This is a genomic window from Mesorhizobium sp. M4B.F.Ca.ET.203.01.1.1, assembly GCF_004791025.1.
Lineage (GTDB): Bacteria > Pseudomonadota > Alphaproteobacteria > Rhizobiales > Rhizobiaceae > Mesorhizobium > Mesorhizobium abyssinicae.
Genome location: NZ_SRUO01000003.1, coordinates 12,869 through 29,356, shown reverse-complemented (window position 1 = coordinate 29,356; position 16,488 = coordinate 12,869). Strand labels below are relative to the sequence as shown.

The 16,488-nt window shown below is 63.9% G+C and carries 19 protein-coding genes; 6 read left to right on the top strand and 13 right to left on the bottom strand.

All coding sequences use genetic code 11. The features are described 5' to 3' along the window. Positions 1-6: 6 nt before the first annotated feature. The gene (locus EN846_RS06930; protein ID WP_127282823.1) at positions 7-648 is read right to left on the bottom strand and encodes a 50S ribosomal protein L25/general stress protein Ctc; all 642 of its coding nucleotides are present in this window, start codon (positions 646-648) and stop codon (positions 7-9) included. Positions 649-1,001: 353 nt separating this feature from the next. Between EN846_RS06930 and EN846_RS06925 the strand changes: the two genes are divergently transcribed. Continuing rightward, positions 1,002-1,673 carry a glutathione S-transferase family protein gene (locus EN846_RS06925; RefSeq protein WP_127282824.1) on the top strand — a complete coding sequence of 224 codons (672 nt, stop codon included), beginning with the start codon at positions 1,002-1,004 and terminating at the stop codon, positions 1,671-1,673. Here EN846_RS06925 and EN846_RS06920 read toward each other — a convergent pair. Continuing rightward, complete coding sequence (locus tag EN846_RS06920) at positions 1,637-2,095, bottom strand: MarR family transcriptional regulator (RefSeq protein WP_126059384.1); 459 nt, start codon at positions 2,093-2,095, stop codon at positions 1,637-1,639. The two genes, EN846_RS06925 and EN846_RS06920, sit on opposite strands and share 37 nt — an antisense overlap. Positions 2,096-2,248: 153 nt before the next feature. Here EN846_RS06920 and EN846_RS06915 point away from each other — a divergent pair, with 153 nt between their 5' ends. Next, positions 2,249-3,091 carry an alpha/beta hydrolase gene (locus tag EN846_RS06915; protein WP_127392501.1) on the top strand — a complete coding sequence of 281 codons (843 nt, stop codon included), beginning with the start codon at positions 2,249-2,251 and terminating at the stop codon, positions 3,089-3,091. Between the two features lie 68 nt (positions 3,092-3,159). On the opposite strand, the gene EN846_RS06910 is transcribed toward EN846_RS06915, so the two are convergent. Together EN846_RS06910 and EN846_RS06905 are read right to left on the bottom strand one after the other, a co-directional pair. Beyond that, positions 3,160-3,909: an SDR family oxidoreductase gene (locus EN846_RS06910; protein WP_127392500.1), complete on the bottom strand. Its 750-nt coding sequence runs from the start codon at positions 3,907-3,909 to the stop codon at positions 3,160-3,162. 212 nt (positions 3,910-4,121) lie between these two features. Then, positions 4,122-5,366 (bottom strand): MFS transporter, encoded by a 1,245-nt coding sequence (locus EN846_RS06905; RefSeq protein WP_127392499.1) that lies wholly within the window; start codon positions 5,364-5,366, stop codon positions 4,122-4,124. Positions 5,367-5,477: 111 nt separating this feature from the next. Between EN846_RS06905 and EN846_RS06900 the strand changes: the two genes are divergently transcribed. Beyond that, the gene (locus EN846_RS06900) at positions 5,478-6,362 is read left to right on the top strand and encodes a helix-turn-helix transcriptional regulator (RefSeq protein WP_127392498.1); all 885 of its coding nucleotides are present in this window, start codon (positions 5,478-5,480) and stop codon (positions 6,360-6,362) included. Between the two features lie 12 nt (positions 6,363-6,374). Here the strand turns inward: EN846_RS06900 and EN846_RS06895 are convergent, their stop codons facing one another. The 7 genes from EN846_RS06895 to EN846_RS06865 form a co-directional block, all read right to left on the bottom strand. Next, positions 6,375-7,310 carry a ribose-phosphate pyrophosphokinase gene (locus tag EN846_RS06895; RefSeq protein WP_006202540.1) on the bottom strand — a complete coding sequence of 312 codons (936 nt, stop codon included), beginning with the start codon at positions 7,308-7,310 and terminating at the stop codon, positions 6,375-6,377. A 154-nt stretch (positions 7,311-7,464) separates the two neighbouring features. Further along, positions 7,465-8,073: a hypothetical protein gene (locus tag EN846_RS06890; RefSeq protein WP_127282828.1), complete on the bottom strand. Its 609-nt coding sequence runs from the start codon at positions 8,071-8,073 to the stop codon at positions 7,465-7,467. 54 nt (positions 8,074-8,127) lie between these two features. After that, complete coding sequence (locus EN846_RS06885) at positions 8,128-9,279, bottom strand: Xaa-Pro peptidase family protein (RefSeq protein WP_128273768.1); 1,152 nt, start codon at positions 9,277-9,279, stop codon at positions 8,128-8,130. After that, entirely contained in the window at positions 9,279-10,073 is a 795-nt protein-coding gene (gene pgeF / locus EN846_RS06880; protein WP_127392948.1) for a peptidoglycan editing factor PgeF, read from the bottom strand. The genes EN846_RS06885 and pgeF overlap by 1 nt, the downstream gene beginning before the upstream one ends. Positions 10,074-10,176: 103 nt before the next feature. Beyond that, the gene (locus EN846_RS06875) at positions 10,177-11,244 is read right to left on the bottom strand and encodes a class I SAM-dependent methyltransferase (protein WP_127392947.1); all 1,068 of its coding nucleotides are present in this window, start codon (positions 11,242-11,244) and stop codon (positions 10,177-10,179) included. Next, a complete protein-coding gene (gene lgt / locus EN846_RS06870) occupies positions 11,241-12,095 on the bottom strand; it encodes a prolipoprotein diacylglyceryl transferase (RefSeq protein WP_127392946.1) in 855 nt (284 codons plus the stop codon). The genes EN846_RS06875 and lgt overlap by 4 nt, the downstream gene beginning before the upstream one ends. 105 nt (positions 12,096-12,200) lie before the next feature. Next, positions 12,201-12,440, bottom strand: a complete 240-nt coding sequence (locus tag EN846_RS06865) for a BrnA antitoxin family protein (RefSeq protein ID WP_127392945.1) — start codon at positions 12,438-12,440, stop codon at positions 12,201-12,203. A 182-nt stretch (positions 12,441-12,622) separates the two neighbouring features. On the opposite strand from EN846_RS06865, the gene EN846_RS06860 reads away from it, so the two are divergent. The 3 genes from EN846_RS06860 (at position 12,623) to EN846_RS06850 (ending at position 14,121) form a co-directional block, all read left to right on the top strand. Beyond that, positions 12,623-12,925: an accessory factor UbiK family protein gene (locus EN846_RS06860; protein ID WP_127285884.1), complete on the top strand. Its 303-nt coding sequence runs from the start codon at positions 12,623-12,625 to the stop codon at positions 12,923-12,925. Positions 12,926-13,242: 317 nt separating this feature from the next. Continuing rightward, entirely contained in the window at positions 13,243-13,743 is a 501-nt protein-coding gene (locus tag EN846_RS06855) for a YbjN domain-containing protein (RefSeq protein WP_127285885.1), read from the top strand. An 18-nt stretch (positions 13,744-13,761) separates the two neighbouring features. Beyond that, entirely contained in the window at positions 13,762-14,121 is a 360-nt protein-coding gene (locus EN846_RS06850) for a tRNA-binding protein (RefSeq protein WP_127285886.1), read from the top strand. 62 nt (positions 14,122-14,183) lie between these two features. On the opposite strand, the gene EN846_RS06845 is transcribed toward EN846_RS06850, so the two are convergent. Then, positions 14,184-15,101 (bottom strand): hypothetical protein, encoded by a 918-nt coding sequence (locus tag EN846_RS06845; protein ID WP_245493364.1) that lies wholly within the window; start codon positions 15,099-15,101, stop codon positions 14,184-14,186. Positions 15,102-15,349: 248 nt separating this feature from the next. Then, positions 15,350-16,372, bottom strand: coding sequence for a glycosyltransferase family 1 protein (locus EN846_RS06840; protein WP_127392949.1), 1,023 nt, complete (start codon positions 16,370-16,372; stop codon positions 15,350-15,352). Between the last annotated feature and the right edge of the window lie 116 nt (positions 16,373-16,488).

Here is a 16,488-nt window from a genome sequence, read left to right as displayed (position 1 = left end):
GGAAAATTACTTCTCTTCGGCGGCCGGAGCCGCTTCGGGCGCTGCCGCCTCGACCGTCTCTTCGACCTCGGGCTTCATCGCCGACGAGCCGGCAATGGTGGCGATGGTGAAGTCGCGGTCGGCGATGACCGGCTTGACGCCGGCCGGGAGCGTAACCGCCGAGATGTGGATCGAGTCGCCGATATCCGTGCCGGCGAGATCGACGGTGATGAACTCCGGGATCGCGTTGGCCGGGCAGTGGAACTCGACCTCGTGACGCACGATGTTGAGCACGCCGCCGCGCTTGATGCCGGGCGACTTGTCCTCATTGATGAAGTGGACAGGCACGTCGACATTGACCTCGGTGTCCTTGCCGATGCGCAGGAAGTCGACATGGACCGGGAAATCCTTGACCGGGTCGAGCTGGAAGTCCTTGGGCAGAACCTGGATCTTGCTGCCGCCGACATCGATCGTGGCGACCGTGGTCAGGAACCCGCCGCCGTGGATCTTGTAGTAGACGTCCTTGTAGTTGAGGGCGATCGCCAGGGGAGGCTGCTTGTCGCCGTAAATCACTGCAGGCACTTTACCGTTACGGCGAACTGCACGGGCGGACCCCTTACCGACCTGTTCGCGCGCTTCGGCCTTGAGCTCGTAAGTATCGTGGCTCATGGCATTTCCTTTCGCGTGTTGTGGAGCGTTTGCGGCAGGCAATATGCCCAGCCGAAACGTCGAAAGCCGCCAGGCCTGGATGTCCGAACGCCGGTGGCCGCCAGAAGCGGACCTTTGTTCGGGGATCACAAGGGAAGGCAGCCTTCCGCCGCGTTGCCTCCAAGGGTGTCTACGCGGGTGGCGGCTCTATAGCGGAAGGCGGGCGCAGGCGCAAGCGGTTGGTCTGGAAGGCTTTCGCGACGTTTCCAATGTCGAAAGCACACAGTCAAGATTCCCCGTCCGTCCGGATGTAGGATCGGGCAGGCTTCAATCGTCCTGCGGCAGTTGTCTCAACCAACCCGCGAGCATTCGATATGAAACTCCTGTTCAGCCGCAATCCCAATCCTCGCCTCGGAGTCGCGACGGCGCGCCATCTCAAAGCGGACGTTACGTTCGAATTCGCCTCACCCATGGCATCGGGGCAGGCCGAGCGCTATCGCGTGCTCAACCCAAATCTGACCTTGCCGATACTGGTCGGCTCCGGATGGAGCCTGTGGGAGGCCGACGCCATCGCCTGTCGGCTCTCCCGCGAGGTGGGCTCGAATTTTTGGCGCGGCGGGGACGATGAGCCGGACATGATCCGCTGGATAAGCTGGGGCAAGGAGAATTTCGCCAGAGGCTGCGACATGGTGCATTTCGAGCGCGGCACCAAGCAGCGCTGGGGGCTGGGTCCTATCGACCAGGCCCTGGTCGAGGAAGGGTTCAGGGTTTTCCACGCGGCTGCCGCCATCCTCGCCCCGGTGCTCGCGCAAAGGGAGTGGCTGGTCGGAAATTCCGTCTCGTACGCCGACTTTCGCATGGCGACGTTTCTGCCCTTCAACGATGCTGCCGGGCTGCCGCTCGACGACTATCCGTCGATACGCCGCTGGTATGACCAACTCGAGGCGATCGATGCATGGCGCGACCCTTTCGCGGGTCTCGAGGCGCCGCCATTGCCGCGCGTGAAGAGTTACATTTCCAACGGTCGGCCCGGAACAGCGGTCTGATCGGCAGCGAGCGCCTCGCGCAAGGCCCAGACCTTTTGGGTGAGGGAATCGATCTCGGCCAATGTCATCCCGGAGCGCTCGATGAGCGTTTCACCCAGACAGTTGCATTGCGTGAGCAGCGCCCGGCCGGCCACGGTGAGATCAACCTGCACCTGGCGCTCGTCGGCATGGCTGCGCTGGCGGCTCACAAGACCGGCCTGCTCCATGCGCTTGACCAGAGGCGTGACGGTGCTCGATTCCAGCGCCAGCCTGCGCGCGATCGCGCCGACCGACATGCCATCCGCCTCTCCCAGCGCGTTGAGCACGAGATATTGCGGGTAGGTGATCCCCATCTCGTCGAGCATGGGCTTGTAGGTGCGGTTGATCGCCATGCTCGTGGCGTAGAGGGCGAAACAGAGCTGATTGTCCAACGGGAGAGGCACGGCGAATTCCCTTTGCCGACTGAGCATTTTGCAATGTTTACCACGGAAAATGATATCGCGATACATATTTCTTGTGGACAGGGGTTTCGATCTGCGCTAACGATATCGTTGTCGCGATATTGATTATCGCGAAAATAATCAATGGAGATTGAGATGACCAAGCCGGGCAGCAGCACGATCACCACCAAGGACGGAACCGAGATTTTCTACAAGGACTGGGGAGCTGGCCAGCCTATCGTCTTCCATCACGGCTGGCCGTTGAGCAGCGACGACTGGGACGCCCAGATGCTGTTCTTCCTGTCGAAGGGCTATCGCGTCATCGCTCATGACCGGCGCGGCCATGGCCGTTCCACCCAGACGGATACCGGCAACGAGATGGACACCTACGCCGCCGATGTCGCCGAACTCGCTGCGCATCTCGACCTCAAGAACGCCATCCATGTCGGTCATTCCACCGGCGGCGGCGAGGTGGCCCGCTACGTTGCCAAGTACGGCGCTGGCGGCCGCGTCGCCAAGGCGGTGCTGATCGGCGCGGTGCCGCCGATCATGCTCAAGACCGCGGCCAATCCCGGCGGCCTGCCGATCGAGGTGTTCGACGGCTTCCGCTCCGCCCAGGCCGCCAACCGCGCCCAGTTCTTCCGCGATGTTCCGGCCGGCCCGTTCTACGGCTTCAACCGTCCCGGCGCCGAAGTCTCGCAAGGCGTCATCGACAATTGGTGGCGCCAGGGCATGATGGGCGGCACCAAGGCGCACTACGACTGCATCAAGGCATTCTCGGAAACCGACTTCACCGAGGACCTTAGGGCAATCGACGTGCCGGTGCTGGTGATGCATGGCGACGACGACCAGATCGTGCCGATCGCGGACTCCGCGCTGCTCGCCATCAAGCTGCTCAAGAAGGGTGAGCTCAAGGTCTACAAGGGTCTTCCGCATGGCATGGCCACGACCCATGCCGACATCATCAACGCCGACCTTCTGGCCTTCTTCAAGGCGTAAGGCCTTTCGGAACATAACAAAACACACCCGCCATCTGGCGGGTGTTCTTGGGTCAGGCCGTGCCGATATCAGGCGATGCTCAAGCCGCCGTCGATCAGAATTTCCGCACCGACGATGAACGGGCATTCGTCCGAAGCGAGAAAAACCACTGCGTTGGCAATTTCCTCGGCGGTCCCGAAACGACCGGCAGGCACCAGGCCGACCACTGCCTCGGCGCGCGCCTTCGCCGCTTCGGCATCCAGCCCGAGCTTGTCGTTGAGCGGCGTGTCGATCGGACCCGGGCTGATCACATTGGCGCGGATGCCGCGCCCTATCAGTTCGCCGGAGAGCGTTCTGGCGAGCGAGATCATGCCGGCCTTGGCGAGCGAATAGACGTGTGTCCCGGCCATTCCCATATGCGCGTTGACCGAGCCGCTGAGGATGATCGAGGATGGGTTCGAAAGCAGCGGCACCAGGGCCTTGATCAGGAAATACGGGCCTTTGAGGTCGATATCGATGCTCCTGTCGAACGCCGCCTCGGTCCAGTCATCGAGCGGGCGCAGGTTGGCGATGCCGGCGTTGAGGAAGACGGCGTCGAGCCTGCCGAAGGTTTCTCCGATCTGTCGCGCGATATCGTTCTGCGTCGTAACATCGCCGGCGTCGGCGGCGATGACAAACGTATCGCCGCCAAGAATCTTGCGGACCTCCTCGAGACGGCCCGTGTTGGTGCCAGTGATGGCGACACGAGCGCCTTCCTCAATGAAGCGCCGCGCCGTCGCCAGACCGATGCCGCTGGTGCCGCCGGTAATCAGCGCGACCTTGTCTTTAAGTCTGGACACTACAGATTGCCTCATCTCGCTCGTAGCGCAGCGCACCGATCGGGCGCTGAGCCCGGCACTTCAGGTCAAGTTGAAGGCGTTCGCGCTACGTCTCGTGATGTCGCGCACACGTTTCAAACACTAACAGGCTTTCGCCTGGCGTGTGGGAGAGAATCCATGAGCGCGTGGCAACTGCCACGAGCTCACGTCGAGTCCCGAAGATCGGCGGTTCCTTAACGGGTCACCGCTTCCGCCTTCCGCGCTTCCTTCATGTTCGGCAAGAACACCGTCAGCAGGCCGAGCAGCGGCAAATACGAGCAGACCTGGTAGACGAAGTCGATGCCCTTCATGTCGGCCAGGACGCCGAGCACGGCGGCGGCGATGCCGCCCATGCCGAAGGCGAAGCCGAAGAAGATGCCGGCAATCATGCCGACGCGACCAGGCACCAGTTCCTGCGCGAAGACGACGATGTTGGAGAAGGCTGACGACAGGATGAGCCCGATCAGCACCGTCAGCACCATCGTCCATTCGAGGTTGGCGTAGGGGAGCGCCAGCGTGAACGGCAGCACGCCGACGATCGAGAACCAGATCATCGCCTTCTGGCCATAGCGGTCGCCGAACGGGCCGCCGAGCAGGATGCCCAGCGCCGAGGCGCCGAGGAACAGGAACAGCATGACTTGGCTCATCTGCACCGAAACGCCGAACTTATGGATGGCGTAGAAGGTGTAGTAGCTAGAGATCGAGGCGATGTAGGCGTTCTTGGTCAGCACCAGCAGCGTCAGCACCGCCAGTGCCCACATGACCTTGCGGCGCGGGAAGGGCGAGACGAAGCTGGCCTGCTTGCGGCTGGCGAGCGAGGCGCGCAGCCGGCTGTACCAGCCGCCGACCTGCCACAGGACGACAATGCCGATCAGCGAACCGACGGCGAACCAGGAGATGCTGGTCTGGCCGAAGGGCACGACGATAAAGGCAGCGAGCAGCGGCCCCATCGCCTGGCCGAAATTGCCGCCGACCTGGAACAGCGACTGGGCAAGACCGTAGCGGCCGCCCGACGCGAAGCGGGCGATGCGCGAAGATTCCGGATGGAAGATCGCCGAGCCGATGCCGATCAGCGAGGCGCCGATCAGCAGCAGCCAGTAGTGGCCGGCATGTGCGAGCACGACCAGCCCGATCAGCGAGGAGGCCATGCCCCAAGGCAGCGAATAGGGCATCGGCCGCTTGTCGGTGATAGCGCCGATCAGCGGCTGCAGCAGCGACGCCGTCACCTGGAATGTGAAGGTCAAAAGCCCGATCTGCCAGAAATCGAGACCGTAATTGTCTTTCAGAAGCGGATAAATGGCCGACAGCAGCGACTGCATGATGTCGTTGACGCAGTGGCAGAAGCTCACCGCAAGAATGACGGTGAAGGCCGTCGCTTGCGCCGAAGTGTGGCTGGCCGGCGCCGGAGTGGCGACGGCGGTGGCTGTGGTGTCGGTCAAGGCATGCTCCGTGGACTTCTAGGCAACGATCCGCAGGCAGCCTTATAGGATGGTTGCAAAGCGACTTCTTTCGTGGTTTGGTCCAATAGTTTCGCAAGTGGGCCATCGCCAATGCCGCATGGCAGGGAAGTCTTCAAGGGCGATGCCGCCGAACTCGGCCGGCTGCACCAGAGCCGCTGGCAGTGGCTGGAGGAGGCTGTCGGCCCAGCGGTGGCGCTGCCGACCGAATATCCCGACGGCTATCACGTGCCACTGCATCGCCACAGCCGCAGCCAGTTGCTGCATGCGCTGGTCGGCGTCGTGCTGGTGACGACGAAACACGGGCGCTGGATGGTGCCGCCCGACCACGCCATGTGGATCCCCGCCGGGATCGAGCATTCCGTCGAAATGCTGGGCGATGTCTCGATGCGTTCGGTCTATGTGATGCCGAACGCGATTGCCGGCCTGCCGGAGGGACTGCGCGTCGTCGGCATCACCGAGCTGATGCACAGCCTGATCGTGGAATCGGAAAAGCTGCCGCAGGGCGCGGAGCTCGAAGGGCGCGGCGGGCTGATCATGGGGCTTCTGCTGCATGAGATCCCGAACCTGCCGGAGCGGCCGCTCGGCCTGCCGTTCCCGTCGGATCCGAAACTGGCGGCGCTTTGCCGGCGCTTCGTCGCCGAACCCTCGCCGCATGCGACGATCGACGAATGGGCCGACGCCGCCGGCATGAGCCGCCGTACCTTCACCCGCGCCTTCCATCGCCAGACCGGGCTGTCGCTGTCGACATGGCGCCAGCAGGCGTGCCTGTTCGCGGCGCTGCCCAGGCTTGCCGACGGCGAGCCGATCACCAGGGTAGCGCTCGACCTCGGCTATGACAGCGTGCCGGCCTTCATCACCATGTTCAAGCGCATGCTGGGCGCCTCGCCGCGCGGCTATATGCGCGGCGCGCGCGATGCCGGGGAGGGCGTGCGGCGGCTGAGCGGCCCGGCCAGACCGGAAAACGCAATGGTCTAGTCGAACAGGGGTCTAGTCGAACAGGCTCGACACCGATTCCTCGGTCGCGGTGCGCGAGATCGCCTCGCCCATCAGGTCGGCGATCGAGATGACGCGGATGTTGGGCGCGTCGAGCACGCCCTGGGTCGGCTGGATGGAATCGGTGATCACCAGTTCCTGCAGCTTCGAGCCGCTGATGCGGGCGACCGCGCCGCCCGAGAGCACGCCATGGGTGATGTAGGCGGTGACGCTGGTGGCGCCGTTGGCCAGCAGCGCGTCGGCCGCGTTGCACAGCGTGCCGCCGGAATCGACGATGTCGTCGATCAGCAGGCAATCCTTGCCGGCGACAGCGCCGATGATGTTCATCACTTCCGATTCGCCCGGACGTTCGCGGCGCTTGTCGACGATGGCGAGTTGCGCATCGAAGCGCTTGGCCAGCGCCCGCGCCCGCACCACGCCGCCAATGTCGGGAGAGACGACGACGACGTTGGCGAGCTGCTTGTATTTCGCCTTAACGTCGCGGGCCATCACCGGCACCGAGAAGAGGTTGTCGGTCGGGATATCGAAGAAGCCCTGGATCTGGCCGGCATGGAGATCGAGCGTCAGCACGCGGTCGACGCCGGCGCGCGTGATCATGTTGGCGACCAGCTTGGCCGAGATCGGCGTGCGGCCGGAAGCGCGCCGATCCTGTCTGGCATAGCCGAAATAGGGGATGACCGCCGTGATGCGCTTCGCCGAGGAGCGCATGAAGGCGTCGATCATGATGAGCAGTTCCATCAGATGATCGTTGGTCGGAAAGGAGGTGGACTGCAGGATGAAGACATCCTCGCCGCGCACGTTCTCCTGGATCTCGACGAAGATCTCCTGATCGGCGAAGCGCCGGACGCTGGCCTTCCCCAGCGGGATGTTCAGATAGCGAGCGACCGCCTCGGCCAGCACCCTGTTGGAATTGCCCGCGAAAAGCTTCATGCACCGTTCCTGGTGAAGGATGGAGAGACCGGACAGACTCTCATGAGCCTTTGATGCGGGCTTTTAGCGGCCCGCGCCGGTATTGCAAGCCTCGTGATCGGGATTCCGTCGGCCAAGGTCAAAAACGTCGCAGGCGATGAAAGCCGGCAACAGCTTAGCCGGCCTGTCCGCCGAGCCAGGCGGCGAACTGGTCGATCGTCTGGTCGGCGATGCCTTGCATGGTCGCCGGCGCGACCGCCGTCCAGCCGTCGCCGCCCTTGACCGAAGGCGCCTTCTGCTGGCCGTTGATGCGGTGCAGCCGGTTGCCCGAGGGATCGTAAATGTCCCAGACGTAGATCACGGTGGTGTCGCTGCCTTCCGAGATCGCCGAGAAATATCCCTTCAGCACATGCGTGGCGGTCTGGTCGGTGCTGCCGGCAAGCGTGATGCCGCGCTGCCTGGCGCGCGTCTGCAGCTCGGCCGTCAGCGGTGCCGCGGATTCCACCGAGGCGCCGACGATCGGCGCCACCTGCAGCCTTGTCCTGGCGAGGGCGGCGGTGCTCTGGCCCGGTGAAGCGGGAGCCGGCGACGAAACAGCCGGGGCAGTCGTCGACGGCGCTGGAACGGTCGTGGTTGCCGTATTGCTCTGAGTGGCAGGCAGGGTCTGCGCCGAGGCCGCCGGCGGCGTGATGGCCGAGGGTTCCAGAACGTCCTTGGCATTGGTGCAGGCGGCCAACGCCAACGCGGCAAGCAATGACACGGTCGTCACCTGCGATCGTCTCATCTGCCTGAAAACTCCCTGGCGAAGAACGCCCCTCGCGAACCTGCCATTATGGATTCACTGTACGATCAAGTCGAGATCATGGCGGGACAGCGGCCTCGGCTGCGATTCGGTGGTCAGGTAGGTGCGGCCCAGGGTCATCGCAGTCTCGGTTTCGGAGTCCATAATGATCATGTGGGCGAACAGCGTCATGTTGGGCGCGATCGGCTCGGGATTGCCCTGATAGAACATCGGCATGTCCATCCAGGATGGGGTGAAGCGGGCCCCAACCGAATAGCCGCATGCGTTCAGCCGGTGCTTGGTCAGATTGTGGGCTTCGAGCGTGCGGGCGTGCGCGTCGAAGACGTCGCCGAAGGTGTTGCCCGGCGTCATCGCCTTCTCCACCGCCAGAAGCGCGGCGCGGGCGGCATCGAACAGCTCCTGATGGCGCTTCGAAACCTTGCCGGTCAGCACCGTGCGCATCATCGGCGCGTGATAGTGGTGGAAGACGCCGGCCCATTCGAGCGTCAGCTGGTCGCTCTTGGTCAGCTTGCGGCGACCGGCCTTGTAGCGGCAAAGCAGCGCGTCGGCGCCGGAGCCGATGATGAACTCATTGGCCGGGTAGTCGCCGCCGCCGGCAAAGACCGCGCCCTGCATGGCGGCGAGGATCAGCGCTTCGTCGCCGCCCTGCTTGATCAGCGGCAGGGCCGCGTCGAGCGCGTCGTCGGAGAGGCTGGCGGCCTTTTCGGCCTTGGCGATCTCGGCCGGGCTCTTGAACAGGCGCAGCCGGCCGACGATGCCGGAGGCATCGGCGATCTGGCCGAAGGTCTGCAACTGCTCGTCGAGGCGGCGGCCGTTGTACGCCGTCAGGCCGTGAGTGTCGTATTCGACGCCGATGCGGGCGCCGAGCAGGTCGAGTTCGTTGAGCAGGTTGCGCAGGTCGATCGCCGGATTGGCGCCGTCGCGGTCGGTCCACAGAACGATGTTGTCGATGATCGAGGTCTGGCGCGCCTGCCTGAGATCGGCGGAGCGGGTCAGCAGCACCATCGAGCCGTCGGCCTTCACCACAAGGCACTGGAAGAAGCAGAAGCCGAACGTGTCGTAGCCGGTCAGCCAGTACATGCTCTCCTGTGCGAACAGGAGCACGGCGTCGAGCTTCTTCTCCGTCATCTCGATGATCAGCCGGTCGCGCCGCGCGTCGAATTCCGATCGTTCGAAGTGCAACGCCATTATTCTTTCTCCAAAACAATTGCCGAAACCTGGCGCCCGTAATCCGCTTCCTTGCGATGGGTGGTGCGCCGGTAGGAATAGAAAAGGTCTTCTTCAGTGTAAGTGCAGCGGCCGAGTCCCTCGGCGGTGACCCCCGCCTTTCTCAGCCGGTCGACCGTATAGAGGTTGAGGTCGAACATGGCGTGGCCGGGCTTTGCCGAAGGCGCGAAATAACCGACATTGCCGGCATCGGCGTCGACGAAACGAGCGACGAATTCCGGGCCGACCTCGTAATTCTCCGGCCCGATCGACGGTCCGAGAACCGCCACGATCCGCTCGCGGCGGGCGCCGAGGCTTTCCATCGCCGCAACGGTGTTTTCAAGCACGCCGGCGAAGGCGCCTTTCCAGCCGGCATGCGCGGCGCCAACGACGCGCGCCTCGGCGTCGGCGAACAGTACCGGCCCGCAATCGGCCGTCGAGGCGCCGACGGCAATGCCCGGCCGGTCGGTGACGATGGCGTCGGCCTGGGGGCGCGGGCCGGCAAAGGGTTCCCTGGCGATGACGACATCGGGCGAATGGACCTGATGAGCGGTCAGCAAATGGCTGGCCGGCACGCCCATCCAGTCGGCGACGCGGCGGCGGTTCTCGGCAACGCGCTCCTGGTCGTCATTCGAGCCGGTGCCGATATTGAGGCCGCGATAGATGCCGGCGGAGACCCCGCCAACGCGGGTGAAATAGCCGTGGCGGATGCCGTGCGTCCTGGCGGCGTCGAGCAGCGGCGAGCGAACAGGATCCGGTTTGGTCTGATCAAGCATGGATGGGTTTGTTGTCCGCGCCGAGGATTTCGTCAAGGCGAAGTTCGGAACGAGGCTCGAACAGGCGGCGTGCGTCCGATGCCGATCGGGCCTCGTCGGCGGATCAGGACGTGCCCACTTTTGGCTGGATTTTCAATACCTTGAAGAGCTCGCCCATCGCATCCGGTCCGGCCAAACGCTCGACCGCATCGGAAATGGCCTGCCGCACGCTGTCGTCGGCCTTGGCGCCAAGCTGGCCGGCGCGCGCGAGCAGGCCCAGGCCGAGCAGAAAGTCGCCTTGCGTCGTCATCTGGACATCGAGCCCGTGGGCCCGGACCACGGCGGCGAGGGCGGCGAAATCGACATGCGCGGTCAGATCGGCCTCGCCGGGATTGGCCAGCACTTTGTCGTGATCGTGCTTGCGCAAGGCCTGCAGCGTGTCGCCGATGCCGGGCTGAAGATGGCCGTAGTCGATGAACAGGCCGGCGCCGCCATGTCGGGCTATCCGTTCGGCAATGGCCGCCATCAGCGCGGCGCGGGCAGGCGCCACTTCGACCACAGCCCCTTCCGGGGCGTCGGCGGCGCCCGCTGGCAGCAGGGAGGGATCGACCGAGCCGGCGCCGGCGAAGAAGCGCAGGCCATCCTCGTCGTCGAGGCCGACCATGCGTTCACGCCAGCCGGAGCTGGTCCGAACGAACTGGCGGATGGGCACGGCGTCGAACAGTTCGTTGCCGACGATGAAGAGCGGCTTTTTCGGCAGCGTCTCGATGGTTTGGTGCCAGTCAAGTCTCACCGGCTGGCCGGCGAGCGTCTCCTTCTGGACTTCGGTCAGGCGCGGGCTGGTCTCGATCATGGCGAACGAGACGCCGGCGGCGAAGGCGGGATCGAGCCGCAGGACGGCGCGCAGCATGTCCTTCGTCAGCGTGCCGCGGCCGGGGCCGATCTCGGCGATGGTTGCGGGCAGCGGCCGGCCAGAAGCCTGCCAGGCCTGGTAGAGCCAGACGGCGACCAGCTCGCCGAACATCTGGCTGATCTCCGGCGCGGTGACGAAATCGCCCGCCGCGCCGAAAGGCTCGCGGGTGGTGTAATAGCCGTCCTCGGGATCGAACAGGCAAAGCGCCATGTATTCACTGACCGGGATCGGCCCCACCGCACCGATGAGATCGATGATGCGGGTCTTCAGCCGCGTCATGCCGGTTGCGTCTGCGTCACCGGCCTGGCCGTGGCCATCGCCCAGATGCCGGCCAGCACCATGGGCGTCGACAGGATCATGCCCATGGTCAGCCAGTTGGTGCCGAGCAGGTAGCCGAGCTGCTGGTCCGGTTCGCGGAAGAATTCGACAAAGATGCGCGACAGGCCGTAGCCGCAGATGAAGGCGCCGCCGACGAAGCGGGGCGTCTTCAGCTTCAGCCTGGAATGGGTGAGGAAGCGCAGCACGAGGAACAGCACCAGGCCTTCGAGGAGGGCTTCGTAAAGCTGGCTCGGATGGCGCGAGAACGGACCGCCATTGGGGAACTCCACCGCCCATGGCACGTCGGTCGGCCGCCCCCAGAGCTCGGAATTGATGAAGTTGGCGACGCGCACAAGGCCAAGCCCGACCGGCACGCCCGCTGACACCACGTCGAACAGCGTCCATGTGCGGATGCCGCGCTTGAAGGAGAACAGCGTCATGGCGAGGATGACGCCCAGCAGGCCGCCATGGAACGACATGCCGCCCTGCCAGACGGCGACGATGTCGAGTGGATGCGCGATGTAGCGCGCCAGGTCGTAGAACAGCACATAGCCGGCGCGCCCGCCGACCACGACGCCGATCGCTGCCCAGACAATGAAGTCGTCGAGATCCTCCGGTTTCATCGGCAAGGCGCCGTCCGGCCACAGCCTGGCATTGGTGACGAGGCGCTTGGCGTACCACCAGGCAAAGAGGATGCCGACGATGTAGCCGACGCCGTACCAGTGCACCGCCAGCGGGCCGATCTGGACGATGACCGGGTCGATGTTGGGGAAGGGCAGGGAGGCCAGCGGCAACAGGAAATATTCGCTCAACAGGGTCTCCCGGGTGCGTTCTGGTTTCGGGCGCGGACGATGCGGCAGGGTTTTGGCAGGGTCAAGGCAAGGTGGTGGTTGCCTTGGCCGCCGCAGATGGCGGGGTCAATCCTGAGGCTTGCCGCCGACCATCCGCCTTAGAGCGTCATTGATCCTGTCCTGCCAGCCGGGACCGTCTTCCTGGAAGTGGTCCAGCACGGCACGATCGATTCTGATCGAAACAAGCTCTCTGACGTTCGGCGCGGCTGAGGGTTCGCGAATTGGGATCGCCGGTTTCTTGGTCGGCTTGAAGGCGGCCTCCGCGGCTGCCATCGGATTTGTCGGTCGGCGCGGGGGCGTTGTCATTGGTTGACCCTGACTGAGAGCGACTCGTGCTTGACGCAGGTCGACTTGAAAGCACTACAATAGGCCACGAGGCGCCATCACGTACAGGCTCGGCCGGCGAGGTGCGATGCCGCAGCCGCCGCAACGTTCTTGCATTCCGCGCCGCGCGCCACTACGTCAAATCGAGCAAGCGAGGATTTGCCATGTCGACCGGACCGAACCGCATTCTCGATGAATTCGCCAAGCTGATGACGGATGCCGCCGGCGCCGCGCAAGGCGTGCGGCGCGAAGTGGAGACGGCCTTCAAGGGCCAGGCCGAGCGCATCCTGAATACCATGGACGTGGTGCAGCGCGAGGAGTTCGAGGCCGCACGCGAGATGGCGGTGAAAGCCCGTGAAGACAACGTCCTGCTCGCCGCCCGCATCGAGGCGCTCGAGGCGAAGCTTGCCGAACTCACCGGGCAGGCCGCACCAGCGGCGGCGACGAAGGCCAAAACGAAAAAATAATCGTTAAACTTTTCCACAAAGCACAATCCGAAAAAGCGCTTTGCCGTGAATCGCTTACCGGCATTGCATGAATCATCGTGACAGCGCCTTTCCACATGCGAATGACGCACTGCGAAAAATTGGGCTGGTCACGCGACTCCCGATCAATAGACTGAATTTGTTGCATGATTCGAAGCAGGGTCATGCGCCGGGCGGTGGGGTCCGGTCTGGGGTCTTTGCGTTTGACGAAGTTCCTGGCCGTCCGAGTTCTAGACAAGATTGTTCGTCGTGTGTGCCCCGCGGAGCGTGTGGCGCTCCCCTGAACACAGGAAGCATCCATGGAACTTCTCGAACTCGAATTCTCCCGCGAAATCCACCCGGTGGATGTCATCGAGCAGGTGGCCCACAACAATGACTGGTCGTTCGAGCGTGCCGGCGACGATGAGATTTCGATTTCGGTGGCGGGCAGTTGGACCGACTATCATGTCTCCTTCTCCTGGATGGAGGATTTCGAGGCGCTGCATCTGGCCTGCGCCTTCGACATCAAGGTGCCCGAGACGCGCGCGCTGGAGGTGATGCGGCTCTTGTCGCTGATCAACGAACAGATGCTGTTCGGCCATTTCGACCTGTGGGAGCAGGAAGGCGCGATCATGTTCCGCCAGTCGCTACTGCTTGCCGGCGGGGTCGAGCCGTCGAGCCAGCAGGTCGAGGTGCTGCTGTCGTCGGCTCTCGAGGCCTGCGAATGCTATTTCCAGGCCTTCCAGTTCGTCGTCTGGTCGGGGACCTCGGCCAAGGACGCGCTTGCCGGCGTGCTGTTCGAGACCTACGGCACCGCCTGAGCCGGATCAGGATCCAAGATGAGTGCGAGTGGCGCGCGCAAGCCCGAGATCAGTTTCGCCGATTTCGACCGAGTCGACATTCGCGCCGGCACCATCATCGAGGCCGAGCCTTTCCCCGAGGCGCGCAAGCCGGCATTCAAGCTGAAGATCGATTTCGGCCCTGCGATCGGGGTGAAGAAATCATCGGCGCAGATCACCAAATACTATGCGCCGGAGACGCTTGTCGGCCGGCAGGTGTTCGCCGTGGTCAATTTCCCGCCGCGCCAGATCGGAAAGTTCATGTCGGAGGTGCTGACGCTCGGCTTTCCCGACGAAGAGGGCGCCGTGGTGCTCGGCGCCATTGAGCGCAAGGTGCCGGACGGCGGACGGCTATTCTGAGATCTAGCGAGCAGGCTGCAGTCAATCCACACAGCGCCGCCAGGGAGCCCCGGCGAGCGCCATCACGGTGCTGCGGCCGGCCGGACTGAAGCGTTCGCTTTTGGCCGAAACGCGCCGAGAATGGTCCCTACTGTTGCGGCTGAAAGCACGAGATGGAGGCCGTCGAACGGCCAGGCCAGTCCGAAATGCATCAGCATACGGTTCAGCAAGGAAGGCGACGCGCCGTCCGCGGGAATCAGGATCAAGCCTACGGCGAGGCCCAGCCCATATTTGAGTATGGCAACCATTGCGAAAACGATGAACATTATGGCGACGAAACGCAGACGATTGCCGTCGAGCGCACGCCAGCACCCGACTGGATCAAACGAGCCCGTCCAGAGAAAATCGCCGACAAGGAGATATTCCCAAGCAAGTATGAAGCCGCCCACAAGCATGTTGAAGATTCCCCTCGCCATCGCCCAGGAAGCGACGTCCTCGGGGCTGAGCGGCAGGTCATGTGTGGCCAGTAGGCCGGCAACAAACAGTCTGTGCTCGCCGGCGACCGCAAAGCCGCAGAGAAGCTGGACGGCCGCGAGAAGCAACGCAGCCAGAAGAATCCGTTGGCCGAGCTCAAAGCGCACGCCCGGGATAGCGAAGCGTTTGACTCGGTCAATGCCGCGTCGAACAACGATATGGCCGCGCTCGGGCGCGTTTGCCATGCGATCCAGGACGAATGCAAAGACCATCGCCGAGAACGGCGCGGCAACAATCGCGGAAAGCCATGTCCCGTGGGCAAAGCCTTGCGATAGGAGCCAGGCAGGCACCTGCTCCGGATCGGCAAAGAGAATAAGGACAAGCGCCGCCAGACAGAGCGTCATCAGAAAGCAGGGAAACCAGGCGGCCAGGAAGAGTGGCCAGGCATTCGCCCGGCAATAGCCTAACACCCTCGCAACGGTCTTGCCGACGCGCAGGAGGCGACGTTTGGGCGATACGGCAGGCAATTCGTCCAGCGTTGAAATCGGCGTCGCTCCCGCAGCGAACTACACATGCAGAATAATGCACTGCGATCAACTGTCGCGCAAGGTCTCGAAAGGAACACGCTCGCGGGATTTAAGCTCGCCGGCGCTCGGTCTCTCGGCGCATCTCAAAAACTTCACGCGGAAGACTTTGGCGAATTGTCGATGTTCGGGATCTTCTGCGAGAAATGCACGAGAGGGCGGGATTGAAGAGGCCACACAACTGCCAACGGTCAGGCCGCCAGCTTGCGCGTCGTTCCCAGCGCTTCCTCGACCGTGTCGAGGAACATTTCCGCGCAAGCCGTCCAGCTGTAGCGCATGGCGCGCTGGCGCGCCTCGTTGCGGTCGACGTGGAGCGCGGCAAGGGCGGCCTCACGCAAATCTTCGGAGACCGCGCCGCCGACGCCGTCGCCGACAATGTCGATCGGTCCGGTGACCGGATAGGCGGCGACCGGCGTACCGCTGGCCAGCGCCTCGATGATGACGTTGCCGAAGGTGTCGGTGCGGCTGGGGAAGACGAAGACGTCGGCCGAGGCATAGATCTCGGCCAGTTCGTCATTCGGGCGATGGCCAAGGAAATGGGCGTTGGGATAGCGTGCCTTGAGCTTCGCCAGCTCCGGCCCTTCGCCGACGACGACCTTGCTGCCAGGCAAATCGAGGTCGAGGAAGGCGCCCAGGTTCTTCTCGATCGCGACGCGGCCGACGCAGAGGAAGACCGGACCGGGAAATCCCATGTCCTTGCGCTTGTCCGGCCGGAAATGGTCGGTATCGACGCCGCGCGTCCAGGGCTTCAGCTTGTTGAAGCCGCGCGCGGCAAGATCGTCCGCCAGCGACTGGGTGGCGACCAGCGTGCCCTGACCGGAATTGTGGAAATCGCGCAGCCAGCGATAGGCCCAGCTCTCGGGCACCGGCAGCCGGGCGCTCAGATATTCGGGAAAGCGGGTGTGGTAGCTGGTGGTGAAGGGACGGCCGGCATTGCGGCAATAGCGCCTGGCCATGATGCCCAGCGGACCTTCGGTGACGATATGGATGTGGTCGGCCTTGCGCCGATCGATCAGGCGCGCGACGTGGCCGGGCGTAGTCAGCGCGAGGCGGATGTCGGGATAGGTCGGCAGCGGCAAGGTGCGGAAGATGTTCGGGGTCAGGAAATCCAGTTCGACGTCGAAGGATTTCAGCGTTTCGGTGAGCCGCTCCAGCGTATGGACGACGCCGTTGACTTGCGGACGCCAGGCGTCGGTGACCATCAGGATACGCATGGCGATCCCGATGCGCATGGCGGCCCTTTGCTGGAAAGGTCGTCTTTTGCCTTGATACGATGCCGGAACGGAGACCAGGCGGCAGCCCGCGCTTCGCTCCAGCGCACCCTTGAAGG

Excerpts from the sequence above, each read along its gene's own strand:
- EN846_RS06930 (WP_127282823.1), bottom strand. The coding sequence starts at position 648 with ATGAGCCACGATACTTACGAGCTCAAGGCCGAAGCGCGCGAACAGGTC.
- EN846_RS06925 (WP_127282824.1), top strand. The coding sequence starts at position 1,002 with ATGAAACTCCTGTTCAGCCGCAATCCCAATCCTCGCCTCGGAGTCGCG.
- EN846_RS06915 (WP_127392501.1), top strand. The coding sequence starts at position 2,249 with ATGACCAAGCCGGGCAGCAGCACGATCACCACCAAGGACGGAACCGAG.
- EN846_RS06900 (WP_127392498.1), top strand. The coding sequence starts at position 5,478 with ATGCCGCATGGCAGGGAAGTCTTCAAGGGCGATGCCGCCGAACTCGGC.
- EN846_RS06895 (WP_006202540.1), bottom strand. The coding sequence starts at position 7,310 with ATGAAGCTTTTCGCGGGCAATTCCAACAGGGTGCTGGCCGAGGCGGTC.
- EN846_RS06890 (WP_127282828.1), bottom strand. The coding sequence starts at position 8,073 with ATGAGACGATCGCAGGTGACGACCGTGTCATTGCTTGCCGCGTTGGCG.
- EN846_RS06885 (WP_128273768.1), bottom strand. The coding sequence starts at position 9,279 with ATGGCGTTGCACTTCGAACGATCGGAATTCGACGCGCGGCGCGACCGG.
- pgeF (WP_127392948.1), bottom strand. The coding sequence starts at position 10,073 with ATGCTTGATCAGACCAAACCGGATCCTGTTCGCTCGCCGCTGCTCGAC.
- EN846_RS06875 (WP_127392947.1), bottom strand. The coding sequence starts at position 11,244 with ATGACGCGGCTGAAGACCCGCATCATCGATCTCATCGGTGCGGTGGGG.
- EN846_RS06865 (WP_127392945.1), bottom strand. The coding sequence starts at position 12,440 with ATGACAACGCCCCCGCGCCGACCGACAAATCCGATGGCAGCCGCGGAG.
- EN846_RS06860 (WP_127285884.1), top strand. The coding sequence starts at position 12,623 with ATGTCGACCGGACCGAACCGCATTCTCGATGAATTCGCCAAGCTGATG.
- EN846_RS06855 (WP_127285885.1), top strand. The coding sequence starts at position 13,243 with ATGGAACTTCTCGAACTCGAATTCTCCCGCGAAATCCACCCGGTGGAT.
- EN846_RS06850 (WP_127285886.1), top strand. The coding sequence starts at position 13,762 with ATGAGTGCGAGTGGCGCGCGCAAGCCCGAGATCAGTTTCGCCGATTTC.
- EN846_RS06840 (WP_127392949.1), bottom strand. The coding sequence starts at position 16,372 with ATGCGTATCCTGATGGTCACCGACGCCTGGCGTCCGCAAGTCAACGGC.